This is a genomic window from Sphingopyxis witflariensis, from assembly GCF_002205635.1.
Taxonomy (GTDB): domain Bacteria; phylum Pseudomonadota; class Alphaproteobacteria; order Sphingomonadales; family Sphingomonadaceae; genus Sphingopyxis; species Sphingopyxis witflariensis.
Genome location: NZ_NISJ01000009.1, coordinates 1 through 18,702, shown reverse-complemented (window position 1 = coordinate 18,702; position 18,702 = coordinate 1). Strand labels below are relative to the sequence as shown.

Sequence of the window (18,702 nt, the reverse complement as noted above, 5' to 3'; positions counted from 1 at the left end):
GCGGGATCGACAATGGAGCGGGTCTATCTCGACCTGAAGGCGAGGATTGTCGGCGGCGCCTATCCACCCGGCACGCGGCTTGACCCTTTCCATCTCGCGAAGCGGCTGGCGGCGAGCCCAACCCCCGTTCGCGAGGCTCTCCATCGCCTGTCGGGCGAACGTGTCGTCGACAGTTGGCATCAGGAAGGCTTCCGTCAACCGATCTTTGCCGAGGCAGATCTTTGCGATCTCTATCATTGGGCAAGCGCCCTTATCTGGCTGGCGCTCCGCGATCCACCTCTTGATTTGTCGGAACCCGAAGCCTCGCTCCCGAGGATGGAGGTCGAAGACTATCCGGCACGAGTCGCGCGCTTGTTCCGGGCGATCGCTCTCCTCAACGGCAATCGTGAAATTCGCTTCGCAATCTCCAATATGATCGAGCGAAGCGAGTTTTTCCGGGCGGCGGAGGCACGAACCGACCCATCAGCCGAGCAACTTCTCAGCACTATGGAGGTAGCCTTCCGGAATGCGCATTGGACCGAACTTCGTAGCAAGAATGCACTTTTCCATCGGCGGAGAGTCGCGCGCGCGGGGCGCGTCGTCGCCAAATTGCGACCGCGGTCGCAAACAATCGAATGATATTTTGCTGATCCGAAAACTACTTAAACTCTATCTTTTCCATAGGCGTAGCTTTGTTGGTGCCGCAATTCCGCGGCAATCAGGAAGGAAATGAAGATGGAACGCGAAAACGACACCGTCGAGCTCGGCTCGGTCAGCACCGACACCCTCGGCAACTTCGGGCCGCCGGTCGAGATCGGCGGCCATGAACTGCCCGCCGGCATCAGCGTCGATTGAAGCCAGGCGTCCGGGTGTCGGTCCACTAAGGGTCGGCGCCCGGATCGGGCACGTCTCATGGCTTGGACTTTGGCACCCGGCGTCGGTTTCTGCATCGCGGGCGAGGAACTGATTTTCCTCGATTTGCGGGCCGACCGCTATCTCGCACTGCGCGGCGACCAACGTGCGGCCTTCGAGCGTCTTCGCGCGCGCGCGCCGAACGACAGCGATGCGATGACCGGGCTTGTCGCCACCGGTCTTTTTGTGCGCAGCGATGAAGAAAACCAGCTCAATCCGGTCGATATAGCGGTGCCGACGGCTGATCTAGGGAAACGCCGCCGGGGTAGCCCCCCGATGCGGATGGCGGCTTCCGCCGCACGATATCTTTATTGGGCGCGGCGGGCGCAGGCACCCGATCGTCTGGCCGCGACGGTGGCGAACCTTAGCCGGCAGAAGCGGGCGGAAGCAGGCCGTGCGGACGCCGACGCGATCGCCGAAATGGCCGCCGACTATGCATTGGCCCGCACGCTCATTCCCATCGCGCCGCGTTGCCTCATCGACTCATTGGCATTGTTTCGCCTTTTACTTCGCCGCAACCTTGCGCCGACGATGGTGTTCGGCGTCCGGCCGGCGCCGTTCGCGGCGCATTGCTGGCTCCAGTCGTCCGAGCGGGTGCTGACCGGCAGCGTCGATGACGCGCATAATTTCACCCCCATATTCATGCTATGATGGAGCGCGGCCTTGTTGGGAGCTTCGGCGGTCCCGCTCTGGCGGCAAGGGTGGCAGCCGCGGCCGCCCGGCACGGGCTCGCGCGTATCGCCGGGTTTCGGGATTTTCACTTGTTCGCCGGACGAGGGCTTGCGATCGACCAGCGCGATACGGATGGGATCATTGTCGGAGAGCGTTTCGCTGGCTCTGGTTGCGACCGCTGCTCGAGCCCCGACTGGGGGTCGTGGCTCTCTTTCACCGCGCCATCGCGCGGACACTTGCATGCCGCTCGGGCTGCGCTCACCGGATTGCCCCTCTATTGGGTGCGATGCGGCGATGGTCTACTGCTCTTTTCGCACTTGGCGCTCGCTCTCGATGCCGGGCTCAGCCTGCGACTGGACGTCGATTTTGTTCGCCATCTCCTCGCATATAATAACCTCCGGACCGAACGCACCGGTATCGCGGGCGTTCAAGAACTTCTGCCCGGCACGAGCCTTTCGTCATCGTGCGTTGGAGACCTCTTTCGCTGCGATGTCCGCTGCGACTGGTCGCCCTGGCCGTTCGCGGCGACGGCGCATCCGCGCGGCACCGCGGCGCACGAAGTCGAACGGATGGTCGACCTGTGCGTGGCCGCCTGGGCCTCCAGCCGCCCGACCATATTGGTCGAGCTCTCGGGCGGGCTCGATAGCTCGATCGTGGCCGCGTCGTTGTCGCAGTGGGGGTCGCGCGTTGCGGCAGTCAATGTCGCGACGTCGAGCCCCGATGGCGATGAGCGTCGTTATGCCCGCGCGGTTGCGGCACGTCTGGATATCGAGCTCGCCGAAACGCTTTACTCCGCCGACAATTGCGATCTGACGCGGCCACCGGCTTTTCCGAGCCCGCGGCCCGCAAGCTTCGCTGTTCTCGACGGCATTGATGCGGCGCTCGGCGCCGCAGCGTCGGCAGCAGGCACCGCGAGCCTGTTCAGTGGGATCGGCGGCGATAATGTCTTTGCACTGACGCGTTCGGTGGCTCCGCTTCTCGATGCGGTTCGGGCGCGGGGGCCGGGTGTAACGGCGTTACGCGCATTGGCGGATCTCGCGCGCGTCGGCAATGTCAGCCTGTGGCGCGCTCTGCGGCTGAGCGGCCGGCAATGGCGCAGCGGGACAGAGGCACGTTGGCCGCGCGACGAAAGCTATGCCGTTTCCGGCGCACTCCCGCGCGAAGCTTTCCTGCATCCCTGGGATGCCGGGATAGATAAGGTGCCCTATGGCAAGCGGCTCCAGGTTCAGGCCATTCGGCGGATCATGGATTTTCTCGACCGACCGGCACGTTGGTATGATCGTGACGTCGTCGCACCTCTCCTCTCGCAACCGCTCGTCGAGCTCTGCCTGTCGATCCCGAGCTGGGAGTGGATCGCGGGCGGGCACGACCGGGCGGTCGCGCGTGCAGCCTTTGCGGATCGCCTTCCGGCCGAGGTCGCGTGGCGGCGAAACAAGGGACGTCTCGAGACGATGTGCGCGCAGCTCTTTCTGGCGCAGCGCGATGCGCTGACCGAATTGCTTCTCGAAGGCAGGATGGCGCGCGAGGGATTGCTCGACCGAGACAGGATCGAGACCTACCTCGCGCGCGATGGTATCGAGGGCGACTATGATTATTTCCGTTTGCTTGAATTTGTCGACCTCGAACGCTGGATCGCGTCGCTGCCCTGGACGAGCGGCTCGGTACCGAGCTTCGCCCAGCGCGCATATTGTGCGGATTTTTCCGGATCGGGGTCGACATAGCCCTGCAGCCAGTAGCGGAACCAGTCGAGATTGCGCTGGTAGACGGCGAGCTTCTGGCGCGGTTCGGTCTTGAGATGCGAGGCAAAAGGAAAGACATGCGCTTCGCCCATATGCGCGGCCGTGAGACGCGCGATGAGTTCGGGCGACTGCCGTGCTTCCATCTCGGGCATTTGCAACAGGATCGGGGCTCCGATCTTCGCCACATTCAGCGCGGGCGAAAGCAGGCGCCAGCGCGCCGGATCGGAGCCGGGCGGGCCGATATTCCAATAGTGGCGCAGATTATCGCGAAACATGTCGCGTCCGGCGCCCGCATTATACCAATAATAGGCGGGCTCGAGCTGAATCGACGAGATCGATGCCGCGCGGAGCAGATTGCTGTGGATCGCGGTCCACATTGTGACCTCGCTGCCGAAACTGAGCCCGCCCATGCCGACGCGCGAGGCATCGATCATACCTCTGCGGTCGAGATCGGCGATCGCGGCGCGCACGACATCGAGCCCGAGCGCATAGCGCGCTTCGGGCGCGGTGCCGGGATGCGGGAGCGAATTGATGCAAAGCGTGGCAATGCCGCTCGCCGCGAGCGCGCGGAGCGGCCATTCGTCGCCGAGGCCGCCGCGCATATAGCCGACGCAGCGATAATAGGTGACGAAAAGCGGCAGCCGCCCGGGGAACCTCGGGCGGACGAGCCAGCCCGACGCACGGCTGCCGCCCACCTGCCAGTCGATCGCTTCGGTGAGAAGCGGCGGCTGGTCGGGAGGATGGTTCGGTCTGTCGAGAATCTGCTGCGCGCCGTCGGCGAGCGCGATGCGGATGAGGTGGGGAGGGATCGCGGCACTCTCGGCTACACAGAAGAGCGCGTCGATCGAAACGGCACAGGACGTGCGTTCGTCGTGGCCGCCGGTCAGCACGCCCTCGCTTGAGGTAAGAAGACGCAGATCGCCTGCCCCCGCGTCCCACAGGAAAAGGCGTTGGCGTATTCGGCGGTCGCGCGTCGTGAGGGCGAGGCGCCCGTCGCCGATCACCACTTTGGTCCAGAGTCGTTCGCCTTCCGGCGCCCGGCACGGCTCTTCGTCGATGCAGATTGATCGTGCGGTGAGTGCGCTGCGAAGGTCGGCCGAAAGGGAGGGTTCGGCTGGCGTGAGCCGCTTGGCTTCTTCGACGTTCGCCGGACGATCGGCTGTACCCGCCGTGCTGCGAACCATGACCCGGCGCTCGCGTCCGGCAAGCAGCGGTTCGCGATCGAACCAGTAGCCGCTGAGGCGCTGGCTGGCGGGTCGTCCGGCGATCATCGCGCCGCGGTAGAGCGATTGGGCCAGGTCGACGCGAGCGTCGACGAGGATTCCGGAATCGCGCTCGTCATTTTCGGCGCGGTCGATTTCGGCGCGCGAGGGACCAATCTCATAGATGACCGTCCCATCGACCCCGAGTGCGAAGCGCTCGATGTCACTGTCGAGCGTCAGGAACGGCGCGAGGGTCCGCCCTTCGGGCGTGCCCGTCCAAAGCCCGGCAGCGCCGTCGACGCGCGCGATCAGATAGAAGCGGCGGCTGTCGGCTGCCCAGCCGGCCTCTCCCGGCTCGACGGTTCCCGTTCCGTCCCAGCCGGCCGCGCCGCTATCGCCGATCCGGACCGGCGCTTCGCTGCCGTCAGATCGCACCAGATACCAGGCGAGATCGATCCGGCCGGTGATGGTCGACGGGCGCTCGCGGCGATAGAGCAGCCAGCGCCCGTCAGGCGACGGCGTCAGCGCCGAAAAATCCGTCATTTCGACAATCTCGCGCGGGCTGGTCTGGCCGGAGGCCGGGGCGGCGGCGAGAAAGGCCGCCGCCCATGCCAATCGTCTCACCACCGGACCGTCGCCTGCACTGAGACCATGCGGCCGAGCGGATTTGCCTTCTCGGGATCATAGCCGAGCGCCGAGGTATTGGTGCGGTTGTTTACATAGGGCGGATCCTTGTCGAACAGATTGAGGAGGGAAAGGCCGAGCGTAAGTCCGCGGGCGTCCTCCGCTTCCCCAATCCGCTGCGAGAAGGTCAGGTCGACCGTCGTCCACGATGCGACCCGTTCGGCGACCGCAGGGATCTGGTTGCGGTAGCCGCCGGTATAATTGATGAAGGCCGTCGCGGCGAAGCCATCCTTCGACCAGCCCGTGCGCCCGCGCAGTCGCCATTTAACGGGATTGGCGAAAGTGCCGACGATGTCGCTTGGCGCCGTGCCCGGGGTGAGCTGGCGATCGATCTTCAAAATGCGGCTCCCCGCGAGGCCGAGATCAAGCGTGCCGCCCGCCACATGCGGCGCATAGCCGATATCGATATCGAGTCCCGTCTGGCGCACCGCCGAAAGATTGCGCACCTGGCCGTCGAGGATTGCGTCGATATCGCCCGGAGCCAGTCCCAGCGGGTTGGTGAAGGTAGGAAAGGCGAAATAATAATCGAGCAGCGCCGTCGACGGATTGTCGATGACGACGCCCCCGAACTGATCGCGGTCGGTCAGGAAGCGGGCATAATCCTCGCTCGCCGATCCAATGCGATCGCGATAATCGATGTCATAATAGGTGATCGACGCTTTGAGGCCGGGAATCGCCGGCAGTGCGATATCGAACCCTGCGGTCCAAGTGGTTGCGCGCTCCGGCTTGATCCACGGGCCATAGCCGAACAGCGCGACCACATTCGCGGTACCGGTCGGCGAGGCGGGATCGGGAACGACCAGCGTCGTATAGAGCGATACCGATGGACCGATAAGCTCGTCGAAGGCGGGCGCGCGGAAGGAGGTACCGTAGCTCGCGCGCAGCGCGATTCCGGAAATTGGCTCCCAGCGCACGCCGACCTTCGGATTAGTGGTTGTGCCGACGTCGCTATAATCTTCGATCCGCCCCGCGAGCGAGAGGTCGAGTCGCTGAATCCCCGGCATGGCGTTTGCCGCGCCGACGATCGGCACGAGCAGCTCGGCATAGGCGGAACGGACATGGCGCGGCCCCGGCAGACCTGTGAGCGGCGTGATCCGCGGCGTAGCGAAGCTGATATCGTTCGCCGTCGCGTTCCAGTAGCGCTCGCGCCGATATTCGGCACCGATCGCCAGCCGAACATCGCCGCCGGGGAGACCTACGAGCGGGCCATCTGCGCGCAGCGCCGCCGACCAGCTCCGATAATCGTCGCGCGATCCGATGCTGCCGCGGACCTCTGCGATCGTCGCCGGATTGTTCGCGCTGCCATCGCCAAAGACGTTGAAGGCGGTTGCCGGATCGGTGTTGGCGATTGCCGCCGCGAGCCGCGGGCGATTGGGGATGTTGAGGCTGTCGCTGCGGCCCTTCTGACGGCCATAGGCGCCGCCGAGCTGCACGCGCCACCGCCCGAGTTGTTTCTCGAAGCCGCCCGCGGCGGTGAATCCGCGAACCCGGCCGGCGTCGGTCGGCGCCCCCAGATCGTTCGCGAAATTATAGCGCACCGTCACCGGTGAGCCGGTGCCGATCGGATCGACATAATAGGGGTTTGAGGAAGCAACCCGGACCGGGCTCAGATATTCGCCGAGTCCGATTTTGCGATAGCTTCGCTGGGCGGCGAGGAGGCTCGCGCGGAACGTCAGGCTGTCGCTGATATCGAACGATCCTGCCGCATAGAGGCTGTGAATACGCTGGCGCGGCAGGAGATCGCTCGCGGCGCGGCGGTCGCCGGGGTTGCGCGTGCCCGGCGTGAGCTGATCGGCGCCCAGCGCGGTGCCGTCCTGGCCTGCCGGAATGGCGAATGTCTGCCCGTTCGCTGCGGTGATCGTGCCCGGGACGGCAAAGAGCGAGCGATAGTCGGGGCCGCCAAAAGGTCGCAAATCCTCGGTTGCATAGGCGCGCTCCGCCGCCGCCAGCGCGCCGCGCTGGCTGAATTGATAGGCGAGAACAACATGTCCGCGGCTCCAGTGCTTGCCGAAAAGCTGTCCGAACTGCATCTCGCCGAGATCTCCATCGGCGGTGCCGGCGCGAAGCATCGTCTCGGCGCCCTCGAAATCATTTCGCAGCCGGATGTTCACTACCCCCGCAACCGCGTCGGCGCCGTAGATCGCCGAGGCGCCGTCGGTCAGCACCTCGATCCGGTCGATCGCGCTCACCGGAATGAGCGAGATGTCGGCGAAGACGCCGCCGAGGCCGCCGAGCGCGGGGCGGCTGCCGTCGACCAGCACCAGCGTCGAGGACGGGCCGAGCCCGCGCAGATTGACGCTAGATGCGTAGGTGCCGTCGGTTCCCGCGCCATTGCGGGTTGTCGCGCCGAGCGTGGTCTCATTGGGGCCGCCGCCGAAGGCCTGCGGCAGCGCCTGGAGCAATTGCTGCGCCGAACTCATCCCACTCCGTTCGATCGCGGTGCGGTCGAGCGTTGTCACAGGCGAGCCGACGGGACCGGCGCCGCGGATGCGCGAACCGGTGACGATGATCGCCCCATCCGGGGTGTCGCGCGCGATATCGCCCGGCGCCTCAATCGAGCCAGTGGTCCCCGCATCGACGTTTCCCGCGCGGATCACCAGCGTGGCGCCGATCAGTTCGGCGATGAGACCGGTTCCGGTAAGCAGGCGCGACAGGGCGGCGTCCGCCGAAAGCGTTCCGGACACGCCTGCCGAGCGCAGGCCGCGCGCCAGTCCGTCGTCGAACATGACCTCGCGGCCTGAGGCTTCCGAATATTCTCGGAGTGCATCGGCAAGCGGTTGTGCGGCAATATCATAGCTACGCTGCTCGGTTTGCGCGTGTGCTGCGGTCGAACAGAGCGCGCCGGTCGCACAGCCCGTTGCCAAGATCGTGACTAGTAAAGTCTTTCGCATCATTCCCTCCCAGCGGCCTCCATGACCGTCTGAGGGGGCAGGACGTGTTGGTGTAAAACTCTCCTAGTGGTTTATTTTCGGTGTCAGGAGGAAGCCGTCGGCCCGGATTTCGACGCTGAGGTCGAGCGCGGCGGCAAGCTTGCGCGCCAGCGCGCCCGCGTCAGCGACGTCGAACCGTCCGCTAACGAGACGGTTCGCGAGCGATGGGTTCTCGACCCGGATTTGCGTTGCATTGACGCGGTTTGCCCGGTCGATGACGGCGCCCAGCGGTAGACGCTCTGCCACGAGAAAGCTGGTCGGTGCGGGTTCGTCGATTGGGCTTGTCATGGTGAGCGGGGCGTCGGTTTCGCCGGTGCCGATCAGCCTGGGTGTGTCGTCCGCGACCTCGGCGCGTTGGCCGGGACGGAGGCGGAGCGGGGCCTGCGGCTTGGCCTTGGCGTGCACTTCGACCGATCCTTGTATCAGATGGATGACCGGGCGCGTTCCGGTGAGATCGACCTCGAATATCGTGCCGAGCGCGGTCGTCTCGGAGCCGGCGGCTTCGACGCGAAATGGTCGGGCGGCATCGTGCGCGACGGTGAAGCGAGCGCGGCCACCGGTAAGGCGCACGCGGCGTTCGGTCGCGGAGAAGTCTGGTTTGAGGGAGGCGCCATCCATCAGCAGGGCGCGGGTGCCATCCTCGAGAATGATCTCGCCGCTTTCATTCCCCGCGATGATCGGGGCGGCATCGCGGTTGCTGAGCGAGACCCAGGTGAACCCGATTGAGAGCGCAAGGATAAGGGCAGCCGCGAGCGCCCAGCGCGCGCGATTGGGCGCTGCTGCAGTTGGTTCTTCGCCGAGGGTACCGATCTGCTCGGGTGGAATTCCGCCGGTAAGCAGCCAGTTTTCCTTGAACGCGGCATAGGTTGCGGCATTTTCGGGGTCGGCGCACCATTCGTCGAAGGCCGCCTGATCCTGATCGGGGTCGCTTGCGCGCATGCGCGCGAACCAGTAGCCGGCTTCGGTGTCTCGGTCGCTCACTTGCGGTCGGTCCGTGCCTTGCGGATCGCGATCATCGCCTGAGCGATATGCCATTCGACGCCCTTCACGCTGATTCCTTTCGCTGCGGCAATCTCTTCATAGCTGAGATCATCGAAGCGATGCATCAGGAATATGCCCCGCGTTTGGGGTTTCAGGCGGGCGATAGCCTGTTGGATCCGTCGCATGGCATCGCGTGCCTCGAGCGCGGCATGCGGATCCGGACCGGCGACGTCCTGCTCATCGAAGCTATGGTGCGCCGCATGCTGGCGCGCCTCGGCGGTGCGGGCGCGATCGATAAGGAGGTTGCGCGCGATGCGAACCAGATACGCGCCCGGTTCGGCGATCGTTTCAGACGCTGGACCTTTGCGGGTGAAGAGACGGCGGAAACATTCCTGTACCAGATCGCCTATGTCTTGGCGGGGTGCGCGGCGTCGTAAATAGCGGGTAAGCGCTGGTTGATGCGCGCTGTAGATTGCCTCCATACCCGCATTGCGGGTGAAGCCCGTCCAATCCTCGGGCGGCACCGAAACATCCGGTCCCAATTCACGCCTGCTCGTATGTTCGTCGTCGAAGTCCATGCCTTTTCGCCTTCCGGTCGGACGGAAACGGCGATGGAAGCCGGGCGGTAAGAACATACTCGGAAAATATGCGCCGTCGCCTTTGGCCCGAGGGCTTGGACATACGCGACGGCCACCCGGCCAGGATGGGAATCACAAAGGCTCCGAACAAGATTCTTACGTCTCGGCACCGCGGCGCCTTTCTGCCCGATGCCGGTATAGCATAGCCTGACGTTACGTCAGGGCAAGCTTTCTGGATGGGGAATGCCCCCTGTCGAGTCTGATGATTTCGCTCGATCTATGTCCGGGAGGCTGTGAGCATGGAGTCGCACCGAGCTCATTCGAACACCTGTTACTGGGTTTTAGGGGTAACCCAGATGTCGATCGGCGCGGCAAATTTGCCCGGCGCGAGCTTTCCGACATCGATCCGCTCGGCCGTCACCATCTCACCGGTCTCGAGCGTGAAGCTTGCCCACGGCTTGGGCATGCGGTTGAATTTCATCTTCTGGATGGGCTGGCCGGTGGCGCTGTTCATGATCGTTGCGGTGATGCTCATCGGGCGCCGGTAGCGAGACGGAGTCCCGGATGTCCAGTCCCGCTTGGCCGGGACGAGAATATTTCACCGGCCGCGATAGGGCTCGCACGCAATCCCGTCGCCGTCGCCATCCATCTCGGGCCGATAGCCGGGCTGGCCGCGGTACAGCGGCGCGACTCCGGCCGCGCGTGCGGCTTTGCAATTCCTGTAATAGACACCCAACGGCGGCTGCGCGTGGGCTGACGGCGCAGGACGGGGTAAATCGGTAGGACGCCGCTTCGGGCGCGGATGCGCGGCGCGATAGTCGGCCGGCGTCTGAAAGGTGCCGCTCCACAGGCCGCGTTTTGCATCGCGGGCACGGGCTTCGGCCCCGACATAGCGGTCGCTGAAGCGCGGGAGGGCCACGGCAAGTCCGGCGTCCACCATCGCTTGGCTGAGGTCGACCTGGCCGACGCGGCAGGCCGCGACCGTCCGGCCATAGTCGTCGACATCCTTTTGTTCGCACACGACAGATCCTTGGCCAACGAGGCTCGCAAGCTTTTCGGCCGCCTGTTTCCCGCACGGCCACGAGGTAGCGGCGCGCTCACAGCTTTGAGCCAGCGCGGGCGCATCGATGCCGTGGAGGCGCACCGCAATTCCGCCGAAATCGAGCGAGTCCCCGTCGGCCGCGCGCGCGGGTCCACTGACGTCCTGCGCGAAAGTGGGAGAGGCGATGATGAGGAGCAGGGCGGCGATCTTCAATTTCATGTCCGGTCACATGACGTATCGTGGTGAGCAAATCCTTGATGCCATGACCACTGCCGATCTTCGGCCTGGGCCATCGGGGCAGGGCGGCGGGATGAATGGCGCGCCCGCGCGCGCAACGGCGCCGCGCCGCCTTTTTCCCCGGCCGCCTTGCGGCCTCCTCGCGGGCGCGCTTATGCGCTCAAAAAGGCGGCACGCTGCCATCCTCCGCTCGCGCTCCGGCCCTTCGGGTGCGCGCACGGGCTCATTCGCCATTCCCTGTTCGCCGGTGCCCCGGGGATGGCCCCGGGCAATGCAGGAGCAGATATCATGGCCGCAATCGGTCTTGTCAGCGGAACGATCGAGAAGGGCTTTGCCGGCCAGCTTCGAACGCTTTCGATCCGAGCCCCCATCGAAATCCGCCACAACGCGAGCAAGAGCGGCGACGTGCAGCCTGATTACCGGGTCTGGTCCGACGGCGTCGAGGTTGGCGCGGGCTGGCTTCGGCGGAGCGAAGCAACGGGCAATCTTTATGTGTCGCTGACCCTCGCGGCGCCCGAGTTCGGGCCGCGGCGCATCTATGCGAATCTCGGTCGGGCGGCGGGGCAGGACGATCCGACAGTCTATGCACTGCTTTGGAATCCAGCGGATTAGCCGGGGACAAAGCGATGCTATTTACGGGACGGAATATTCTTTGTTTCCCATACGGTTCGCTAGCTCCTATCGGTGCGTCGCCAGCTCGGGGGCTCCGGCTGGCGACAGGGGCCAATCATCTCTCCTCTTCTGACTCCTGTCGGCTGGGCACGCGACCTGCCCGACCGCGCGGCGGCATCCTCGCATCCGGATCAATATCGGGGTGCAAGGGTGTCGCCATCTTGTTAGGGTGACCCCGAAGCGCAGCAGCCTCGATCAGCCCCGACGCCATCCAGTATCTTCTCGCCAAACACACAAGATCGGCCCGCGAGCATCGCCCATCATCAAGCCCATATCGCGCTCAAGACGGCCGCGCTCGCCAAGCTCCAACCGCATCCCCGCAGCCGTACGCGCCGTTCGAACTGGAGGATCGGCTTCTGGCTTTTCTTGATGCCCTGTAGCCAGGGCTGCCGCGACGATCAGAGGTCGGCCTTCTGGCGGAGGCCGTCGAGCCATTCGCGCGACACCGATTCCACGATGTTGCGCAGCGTGCTGACCGCCGTCCTGATGGCCTGCAGGTCCTCCATGTCGATCTCGTAGCTCGCCGAGTAGCGGGCCTCGACATAGGCGCGTTTCGCCAGCTCGAAGCGCCGACGATCGAGTCGGGTTTCCCGCGGCCAGGCCTCGACAAAGCGCGCCTCTCGGTCCTCGGTCAGCGAGCGCAAAAATTTCAGATTATGCGAGCGTGGGACATAATGACTGCGGACGAGCAGGAAGCAGGTGTAGGCGCGCTCCGCCGCCTGGTGCAGCGTGAAAGCGGCGTCTTTGCGCCAGCCAACATCATTCTCCCCCTTGAGCGCCTGTTCCTCTGCCGTGGCCAAAGCCCGGTCGATGCTCGGCAGCCACTCGGTAAAATATCCGCTGGCCATTTCATAGGCATCCGTCGCGGTCAGCGGCTGCGGTGTGGCGAGTGCCGTGCCGTGCAACTCGTAGAGAGCGACACCGTCCTGCGCGATGTCGACCCAGAAGTATTCGCCGCGTGTGAGTCCGCGGTTCACCTCCTCGAGCGTGTGGACGATAATGTTCACGGGCCGCGCGATCTCCGCATCGCGCAGGATCTTGTCCTCGGCAACATACCAATATTCGGCAATATCGGTGAGATTAGCGTGGTTGACGATGATCAGCAGATCATAGTCGGACTGATAACCATTTTCCGGGTCATCGACCCAGTCGTCCCGACCGTAGCTGCCGAAGAGGATGATCTTTTGGACCTTGCCATTCTTCTTCCACGGCTGCGTTGCGCGCGAGGTCGCGACGGCAAACTCGTCCAGCAAAATCCGCGTGGCGCGCGCCAGTTCTTCCTGCTGCGCTGGCGGAAGATGATCAACATCTTTTCTCATTATCGGATTCTCGCCATCTTCACGCCCGGTGGCAAGACCTCATTGCAACCAGCCAGCGTCGATTGGCCCAGGCCGGATGCATAAAACTATGCCGAGCCCATTTTCCCCAAGTTGCTGGAAAACAGCGGCATCCCGTGCGGGCACGGCATGGTCTGACGCTCGGCATCTTCGAAGCACTATGGGATCAGTGAGAATGAGCTCGATTGGCTTGGCGGCGTGGACCGGCATCGGCGTGGGGCCCCGCTCTTACGGAAGCCATTGCATTGATTTTTATGCCTAAATTGGCGCATGCAGGGATGTCGAATGGCGTCTATGAGATCCCCCGGTCAAAGTCGATTTTGTAAGGATATTCAATGTCATAGGTAATGAAAGAACAGGGTCCCGCTTCAACGCAGTTCTACAGTCCATCCGATCAACTTTCCGCGAGCAGTTCGGCAAGAGCGGTCGTCACGAAGCGCGCGGACAAGGCGCAGCCATATTCGTGATACCGGTCATCCTTGTGCGGATTCGCAAGATCGACGACGGTCTTGGCGGCAAAAAATATCCCGGCGCCATTATAGAAGTCGCGCGCGGCGAAGAGGACGGACGCGACCTCCATGTCGATCGCGGCGACCTTCCGTCCCTGCTCGCCAATCTGCTCGCCCACATCGACATCGGCGACGACTTGCGATCCCGATACCATCGGCGGCATCTCGGCAGGCGCATCCGCCAGTTCGGAATTCAACAAGCCTTTGCGTAGCTTCTTGACCCGCTCTTTCTTGAGGAGTCGCGCCAGCGTCGGCTTAACTAATGGCGGGATCCAGACTTGGACGAGGTCGGGGGTCAATTTGCCGTTGACGAACTTCCCACTCTGATAGTTCCAGCTGACTTCAGGCACGATGAGAGCGCCGAGCTCGGTTTCGCCTTCCCTTCCGCCGCAAATCCCCGACATAGCGACCGCGCGCGGTCGAAAAATGGACAGAGCTTTGGTGGTGACGATCGCAGCGGAAATCATGCCCGGGCCCGGTTGCACCACGATCACCCCACGATACTTTCCTATTTCAACTCTTTGGCAATCGAGACCGGCGACATTCTCATGCTCGCCCGCGACGCAGTCCGTGTGGCCATATCCTTCGCGCTCCTTTTCGAGCGCGCAGATGATTAAGAAATCGAGCGGCCGCGTGACATTATTCTCGTGCAGTTTCACGGAGAGCAGCTTTTCCCAATTTTCGGATCCGTCGAAGTGGATAACTGCCACGCCGTGACGCGCGAAGCTGTCGCGGGCGTCCTTGGCAACTTCGGGGAAGCTCGTCATCACGATCCAGGAGGAGGTTTTCCCCGCGAGATGATTCTCGATCACCTCGCACCATTGCTGCGTGGCGTCAGCCGGTTCCGCGTTGTGAAATTGAGGCAACACAAGGTCGACAATGACTAGATCGAAGCGCTCGCCGAGTTTGACGAAACTGTCGTTCACTGTCGCGGCGCGGACGATTTCGACCTCCGAAGCGCCAAGTTCTTCTTTGACTACGACCTCGATCAGCTTTGCCTTCGCATCATCATCTTCAACCAATAAGATCTTCACTCGATCCCCCCAATTGCCTCGAGGAGCGCCTCGCTCCATGGCTCGTCATCGCCAAAGCGCAAAACATCCACGACATTGTAAATATCGTCCCGTCTCAACACCTCGACGAAATCGCGCAGACGCACATGCTTGCGGTCATATTCCACCGTCGGATATTGCGTCAGAATGACTATCTTCTCTGTCCGGTCGTTGGACGAGAGGAAGAGCAGCACGTCGAGCCCGCCCACCGGCTGCGAATAGGTATCGATCGCCCCGACTTCACTCGTGTGGCTTGGTATCGCCATGTCTAGGACGACGAAATCGAATGCCTCGCATTCTAGCGCGGTCATCGCGCCGCGCAGCGATGTCGCCTTCGACAAGGTCGTCGCTCTCGATCCGATAAGTCGCACGATCGCGTTCATTTTGAAGGCGTCGTCTTCAACAACGAGGACTCTCATTCGACCACACCCTCGAAGGGAAACCGCATCACAACGGACACCTTGCCGCGCGGTTCTTCCTCACTCTCAAGCTCGAAATCGAGAATTCGCCTGTCTACCACCATCTTCTTGAGCTTTCGCATCCCGCTCAATCCCTCGACGATGTCGGCGTCCTGCGCCCCCACGTCGCCAGCGTCCCGCATGCGTCGGAGAGCAACATCGGGAGAGTCGCCTGCTCGAACGTCGCTGGTAACCGACAGCCTCAGAACTTTGCTTTCCCCCTGGGGCTGTACATTCGCGCCAACGGCGAGCCGCCCCGGACATGTGCCGTGTTTTGCAGCATTGCGAACGGCGATTGTCAGCCCGTCGTACACGAAGGAATAGTTCGAGCCGCTCAGCTTGAGATCTTCCTCGCCCGAAAATTGAATGTCAGGCGAGAAAGTCGGATATTCGTCGCATGCTTCGCGCAGCACGACTTCGATCACATGCGAGAGGTCCGCGATTGCGGACACGTTGGGCGGCTTCTTGAACCATGATATTACCGTGTTGAACTGATCGGCCAGGGTGAGATTGACTGATTTTTCGAATGCGATCACCTCGGTATCATTGGGATTGTGGCGAAGCTTCAGCATGCCCCACCGGTTCCTCGCATCGCTAATCGACGCCTGGACGTTGACCAACTCCTGCTCGAAAATGAGCCAGCAATATTGCTCGATCTGCATCGGGATGCTGAGAGCGCCATGATCTTTCTGCGACTGCTCGAAAATCGCATTGAGACATACCACGCACGTCTGCCATTTCTGCGGCGTATCGATCTCAGCGCTGATGAGCCCGTTCTTGTGTGACGTCTTGTCGATGAAATGCAGACGCGCGGCTAGCGAATTGACCGAACCGGAAAATTCCTTCGTCCAGCTCTGGTATTGGGCGAGGATGCCGTGCGGCAAGGCCGAGCTAGAAACTTCGGGGATGCCTGTCAGGAGGGTACCGCGGAGCGTGCCATGGCGAATGCGGCGCCCGAGAAAGGACGCGATCCCGAAATCGGCATTTTTGCAAAATTGCTCATAACATTCGATAATCGCGAGCAGGGCGCGCGTCGTGGGCACACGGTGCTCAGACAGAATCATCGACTGATATTTCGATTTGTCCGTCAGTTCTTCGAGGCTCGGGAGATTAGGTGCTTTCTGCCGGATGAAATTCGAAAAGCTGCTGAGTTTGTTCTGGTCGATCCACTGACGAAAGCGAACCGCATCGATGTTCAAGCGCGTCTCATTGATCGCGCCCCGGACCGCCGCAATCTTCCTGTCCAGCCTGAGCTGGCGTGCATTTTCCTTCGGTGCCTCATCATTGGTCGCGTTGCCGTACCATTCGAGAAGTGATGCGCGCGTCTCATAAATCAAGTTGGACGATGCCATGAGGAACGCCATCTGGCTAAGCATTGTTTCGTCGAGAAGCTCGACGAAATAGGAAATAATCTCTGGGCTGAGCGTCCGCGCGCTCTCCATAAAGGCAAGAATATCGCCGTTATGAAATTGCCTAACATAGGTCTGGAACTGTTCTTTGAAATTGTAACTGTCGCGTGTCGCGGAGCTGTGGGCCCGCAGCAGTGTGTGCAGCAGGAGCTTCACAAAGGGGTCCGTGGCGCTTCCCGCGGCTTTGCGCAAAGTGTCTGTCGACAAGAGTCGGTCGATCTCGAAGCTGCTTCCCATCAGGAGCGCCATCGAGGCGGCCGTCAGTTGCGAAAAGTCGGGGTCTCTCTCGCATACCCATACGATGCCGCAGCTCCGTGCCAGGACCTCAGCTTTATCGGTATCGAACGCGTCCGGTAGAGGGTCGCCCCGCCCCGCTGTGGCTGGAACCAGATCGTCGAGACGAGCCACGCCTTCGAAGAAGCACGCAGCGAAGCTGTCGGCGGCAAAGGCCGCCCGGCTCCTAAGAGCGGGTATGTCGTAGAGCGGCTGAAAGGCTGCACGCAGTCGCCGGAAACGCTTATCCTCGAGGAAAGCTGGAGCGGCCCGAAAAGCCTGCGTATCCCCATAGCCGGACTTTGCGTCGAAATAGTCGAATTGATCGCCCAAGGAGGCGCCAAACGCCGCCCAACTCGCCTCGATTGCGGGGGAGATCGGCACGGAGTCTGGAATAAGGCCGAGATCGCGATGGGCAAGAAGGGCAATCGCCGCATCGACCAGGCTAACATCATAGGAAGCCGACACGAGCGCGCGAACATCGTCTTCCTGAAACGCGATCGGTGAAAAACAAAGGTAGGAAATCTTCGGCGAGATGCCCGCGCCACGCGCGATCGTCGCGAATTTGCGAAACCGATATTTCAGATCGAGATAATTGAAATCGCTTCCGATGGAATCGATCATGGCCATGACACCAAAATTTTTCTGGTTGATGCCATATGTCTCGACCAGCTCGAGGCAAAGCCGGTAGGACAGCGTCTCCTTCGGTGCATAGCCGATAATGAACGCCATTTTTCGCGCCAGAGCGAGCGAATGGCCCGATCGCAACATGAGATATTCAATCGCATTCGCCATGCGCGCGTCGTCATCGGTCGCAAGCGCCCGATTGAGTTCACTCAGGCCGTTAAACGCTTCGCAGACCTCCGCCTTGTTCTGGTCGATCCGGAACGCGATATAGTCGAGCGCAACCTCGTCATGGGGCACCATCGGGAAGTCGCGCATGCCATCGAACGGGCTGGCAACGGGGAATTCGGCAGGGATCACGAGATGCTGGAAGAGCCGGTCCTTGCGGATCAGCTCATCGACCACGCGCATGTCTGAACGGTTCACGCCGTCCAATAGCTTGAATAATGTGGATCGCGCTTCGCCAGTCTCCAGATGTCGGTTCAGAAGTCCGCGAAGCAAAGCTCGTGTCTTCATGCTGCGAACATCTCGAATGCCGACGTCTCGAAGAGAGACTGTCACCGCTGCCTTTTGCATCATCCGCTTTAGAATTCCCTCGGCCCCGAAGACCGCTCGCAACAAAAGTGCCATCGGTCAATGCTCTATGGCCGATTGCAATCAGTTTGGATCAATTTGCAAAAGCTTTTGCCTTAAGCTTAGGCTGGCCCCAAGGGTTGCAGCAAAGGCATATCGGGACCCGAAATGCGCGAGTTCATGTGATCGGCGAGATCCTCGAAGACAGTCAGCTCGACAATCTTCTGTGCCGCCTGCCGCTGCAGAACGACAAATATGCGATGTTGGTTTGCGCAGCGATAGGCCGATCATATCCTCTTGCCCAATCGCCTCGATATCTGCCCCCGTCCGCGAAGACGACGATCTCCCTGCGCGGTCGGCTCCAAAAGGAGAGCAAGATCATTCCCAGCATCGGCGAGCGGATCGTCGGCCATGATGCGATGCAACCGGATATGTCGCACCGACCTGACCTTTGGCCCGGAACGGGGAAATGGGGCAAGGGTGGTCCGGTTCGCGCGACCTGCCGCTATGAGTCCAGAACCATGGGCTTTTGCTGACGATGGCCTGACCCCGCGGTTGCGGATGTCCGCCCCTCATTGGCTGCCTGATTACGGGTCTCGGCTCGCCTCTGGCCGTCAACCCCCTGCGGGGGTTCGCCCTCGCGTTCCGCTCGGTGACGGCGGCTCGCGGCCCCTCCTTTTGGCGCCATCGGGGACGGTCCCCGAACAACCCAAGGTAGAGTAGGCGCGAAGCGCCGTGCCACCTCGCGGTGGCCGGTTTCTTCGCGCCTCTCGCCGAACCGGACGTGCGAGTTTCCCTGCATCCGGCTCTCCATGCACGGCCGAGGCCGTGGGTGGCCC

The 18,702-nt window shown here is 62.5% G+C and carries 15 protein-coding genes and 1 pseudogene; 6 read left to right on the top strand and 10 right to left on the bottom strand.

Going from position 1 to position 18,702, the window contains the following annotated elements; genetic code table 11:
- The first annotated feature begins 12 nt into the window (after positions 1–12).
- From CDQ91_RS15125 to CDQ91_RS21975, 4 genes and pseudogenes are all read left to right on the top strand, one after another.
- Positions 13–618, top strand: coding sequence for a GntR family transcriptional regulator (locus CDQ91_RS15125; protein ID WP_158213694.1), 606 nt, complete (start codon positions 13–15; stop codon positions 616–618).
- A gap of 96 nt (positions 619–714) precedes the next feature.
- Entirely contained in the window at positions 715–834 is a 120-nt protein-coding gene (locus tag CDQ91_RS21055; RefSeq protein WP_144036792.1) for a benenodin family lasso peptide, read from the top strand.
- Between the two features lie 57 nt (positions 835–891).
- Positions 892–1,542 (top strand): lasso peptide biosynthesis B2 protein, encoded by a 651-nt coding sequence (locus tag CDQ91_RS15120; RefSeq protein ID WP_088473574.1) that lies wholly within the window; start codon positions 892–894, stop codon positions 1,540–1,542.
- Positions 1,539–3,125 (top strand): annotated as a pseudogene (locus tag CDQ91_RS21975) (asparagine synthase-related protein); the annotation flags it as partial. The gene CDQ91_RS15120 and the pseudogene CDQ91_RS21975, both read left to right, overlap by 4 nt.
- Before the next feature lie 29 nt (positions 3,126–3,154).
- Here the strand turns inward: CDQ91_RS21975 and CDQ91_RS21050 are convergent.
- From CDQ91_RS21050 to CDQ91_RS15090, 6 genes are all read right to left on the bottom strand, one after another.
- Positions 3,155–5,131: an Atxe2 family lasso peptide isopeptidase gene (locus CDQ91_RS21050; protein WP_144036791.1), complete on the bottom strand. Its 1,977-nt coding sequence runs from the start codon at positions 5,129–5,131 to the stop codon at positions 3,155–3,157.
- Positions 5,125–8,082, bottom strand: a complete 2,958-nt coding sequence (locus CDQ91_RS15110; RefSeq protein WP_088473572.1) for a TonB-dependent receptor — start codon at positions 8,080–8,082, stop codon at positions 5,125–5,127. Before CDQ91_RS15110 ends, CDQ91_RS21050 begins: the two co-directional genes overlap by 7 nt.
- A 60-nt stretch (positions 8,083–8,142) precedes the next feature.
- Positions 8,143–9,099, bottom strand: coding sequence for a FecR family protein (locus tag CDQ91_RS15105; RefSeq protein WP_158213692.1), 957 nt, complete (start codon positions 9,097–9,099; stop codon positions 8,143–8,145).
- Positions 9,096–9,677 carry an RNA polymerase sigma factor gene (locus CDQ91_RS15100; protein ID WP_158213691.1) on the bottom strand — a complete coding sequence of 194 codons (582 nt, stop codon included), beginning with the start codon at positions 9,675–9,677 and terminating at the stop codon, positions 9,096–9,098. Before CDQ91_RS15100 ends, CDQ91_RS15105 begins: the two co-directional genes overlap by 4 nt.
- A gap of 331 nt (positions 9,678–10,008) precedes the next feature.
- Positions 10,009–10,212: a hypothetical protein gene (locus CDQ91_RS15095; RefSeq protein ID WP_088473569.1), complete on the bottom strand. Its 204-nt coding sequence runs from the start codon at positions 10,210–10,212 to the stop codon at positions 10,009–10,011.
- A 63-nt stretch (positions 10,213–10,275) separates the two neighbouring features.
- Positions 10,276–10,938, bottom strand: coding sequence for a thermonuclease family protein (locus CDQ91_RS15090; protein ID WP_088473568.1), 663 nt, complete (start codon positions 10,936–10,938; stop codon positions 10,276–10,278).
- Positions 10,939–11,244: 306 nt separating this feature from the next.
- Here CDQ91_RS15090 and CDQ91_RS15085 point away from each other — a divergent pair, with 306 nt between their 5' ends.
- A complete protein-coding gene (locus CDQ91_RS15085) occupies positions 11,245–11,568 on the top strand; it encodes a DUF736 domain-containing protein (RefSeq protein WP_088473567.1) in 324 nt (107 codons plus the stop codon).
- Between the two features lie 458 nt (positions 11,569–12,026).
- On the opposite strand, the gene CDQ91_RS15080 is transcribed toward CDQ91_RS15085, so the two are convergent.
- The 4 genes from CDQ91_RS15080 to CDQ91_RS15065 form a co-directional block, all read right to left on the bottom strand.
- Positions 12,027–12,947: a HEPN domain-containing protein gene (locus tag CDQ91_RS15080; RefSeq protein ID WP_088473566.1), complete on the bottom strand. Its 921-nt coding sequence runs from the start codon at positions 12,945–12,947 to the stop codon at positions 12,027–12,029.
- A 412-nt stretch (positions 12,948–13,359) separates the two neighbouring features.
- Entirely contained in the window at positions 13,360–14,547 is a 1,188-nt protein-coding gene (locus CDQ91_RS15075; RefSeq protein ID WP_088473565.1) for a phosphorylase family protein, read from the bottom strand.
- Positions 14,505–14,945, bottom strand: a complete 441-nt coding sequence (locus tag CDQ91_RS15070) for a response regulator (RefSeq protein WP_144036790.1) — start codon at positions 14,943–14,945, stop codon at positions 14,505–14,507. The genes CDQ91_RS15075 and CDQ91_RS15070 overlap by 43 nt, the downstream gene beginning before the upstream one ends.
- Positions 14,942–17,920 (bottom strand): hypothetical protein, encoded by a 2,979-nt coding sequence (locus tag CDQ91_RS15065; RefSeq protein WP_144036789.1) that lies wholly within the window; start codon positions 17,918–17,920, stop codon positions 14,942–14,944. Before CDQ91_RS15065 ends, CDQ91_RS15070 begins: the two co-directional genes overlap by 4 nt.
- Positions 17,921–18,045: 125 nt before the next feature.
- On the opposite strand from CDQ91_RS15065, the gene CDQ91_RS15060 reads away from it, so the two are divergent.
- Positions 18,046–18,399 (top strand): hypothetical protein, encoded by a 354-nt coding sequence (locus CDQ91_RS15060; RefSeq protein ID WP_088473562.1) that lies wholly within the window; start codon positions 18,046–18,048, stop codon positions 18,397–18,399.
- Positions 18,400–18,702: the final 303 nt, after the last annotated feature.

Bases quoted from the DNA above. Each gene is read 5' to 3' on its own strand.
- CDQ91_RS15125 (WP_158213694.1), top strand. From the start codon at position 13: ATGGAGCGGGTCTATCTCGACCTGAAGGCGAGGATTGTCGGCGGCGCC.
- CDQ91_RS21055 (WP_144036792.1), top strand. From the start codon at position 715: ATGGAACGCGAAAACGACACCGTCGAGCTCGGCTCGGTCAGCACCGAC.
- CDQ91_RS15120 (WP_088473574.1), top strand. From the start codon at position 892: ATGGCTTGGACTTTGGCACCCGGCGTCGGTTTCTGCATCGCGGGCGAG.
- CDQ91_RS15110 (WP_088473572.1), bottom strand. From the start codon at position 8,082: ATGATGCGAAAGACTTTACTAGTCACGATCTTGGCAACGGGCTGTGCG.
- CDQ91_RS15100 (WP_158213691.1), bottom strand. From the start codon at position 9,677: ATGGACTTCGACGACGAACATACGAGCAGGCGTGAATTGGGACCGGAT.
- CDQ91_RS15095 (WP_088473569.1), bottom strand. From the start codon at position 10,212: ATGAGCATCACCGCAACGATCATGAACAGCGCCACCGGCCAGCCCATC.
- CDQ91_RS15090 (WP_088473568.1), bottom strand. From the start codon at position 10,938: ATGAAATTGAAGATCGCCGCCCTGCTCCTCATCATCGCCTCTCCCACT.
- CDQ91_RS15085 (WP_088473567.1), top strand. From the start codon at position 11,245: ATGGCCGCAATCGGTCTTGTCAGCGGAACGATCGAGAAGGGCTTTGCC.
- CDQ91_RS15080 (WP_088473566.1), bottom strand. From the start codon at position 12,947: ATGAGAAAAGATGTTGATCATCTTCCGCCAGCGCAGCAGGAAGAACTG.
- CDQ91_RS15075 (WP_088473565.1), bottom strand. From the start codon at position 14,547: ATGGAGCGAGGCGCTCCTCGAGGCAATTGGGGGGATCGAGTGAAGATC.
- CDQ91_RS15070 (WP_144036790.1), bottom strand. From the start codon at position 14,945: ATGAGAGTCCTCGTTGTTGAAGACGACGCCTTCAAAATGAACGCGATC.
- CDQ91_RS15065 (WP_144036789.1), bottom strand. From the start codon at position 17,920: ATGGCACTTTTGTTGCGAGCGGTCTTCGGGGCCGAGGGAATTCTAAAG.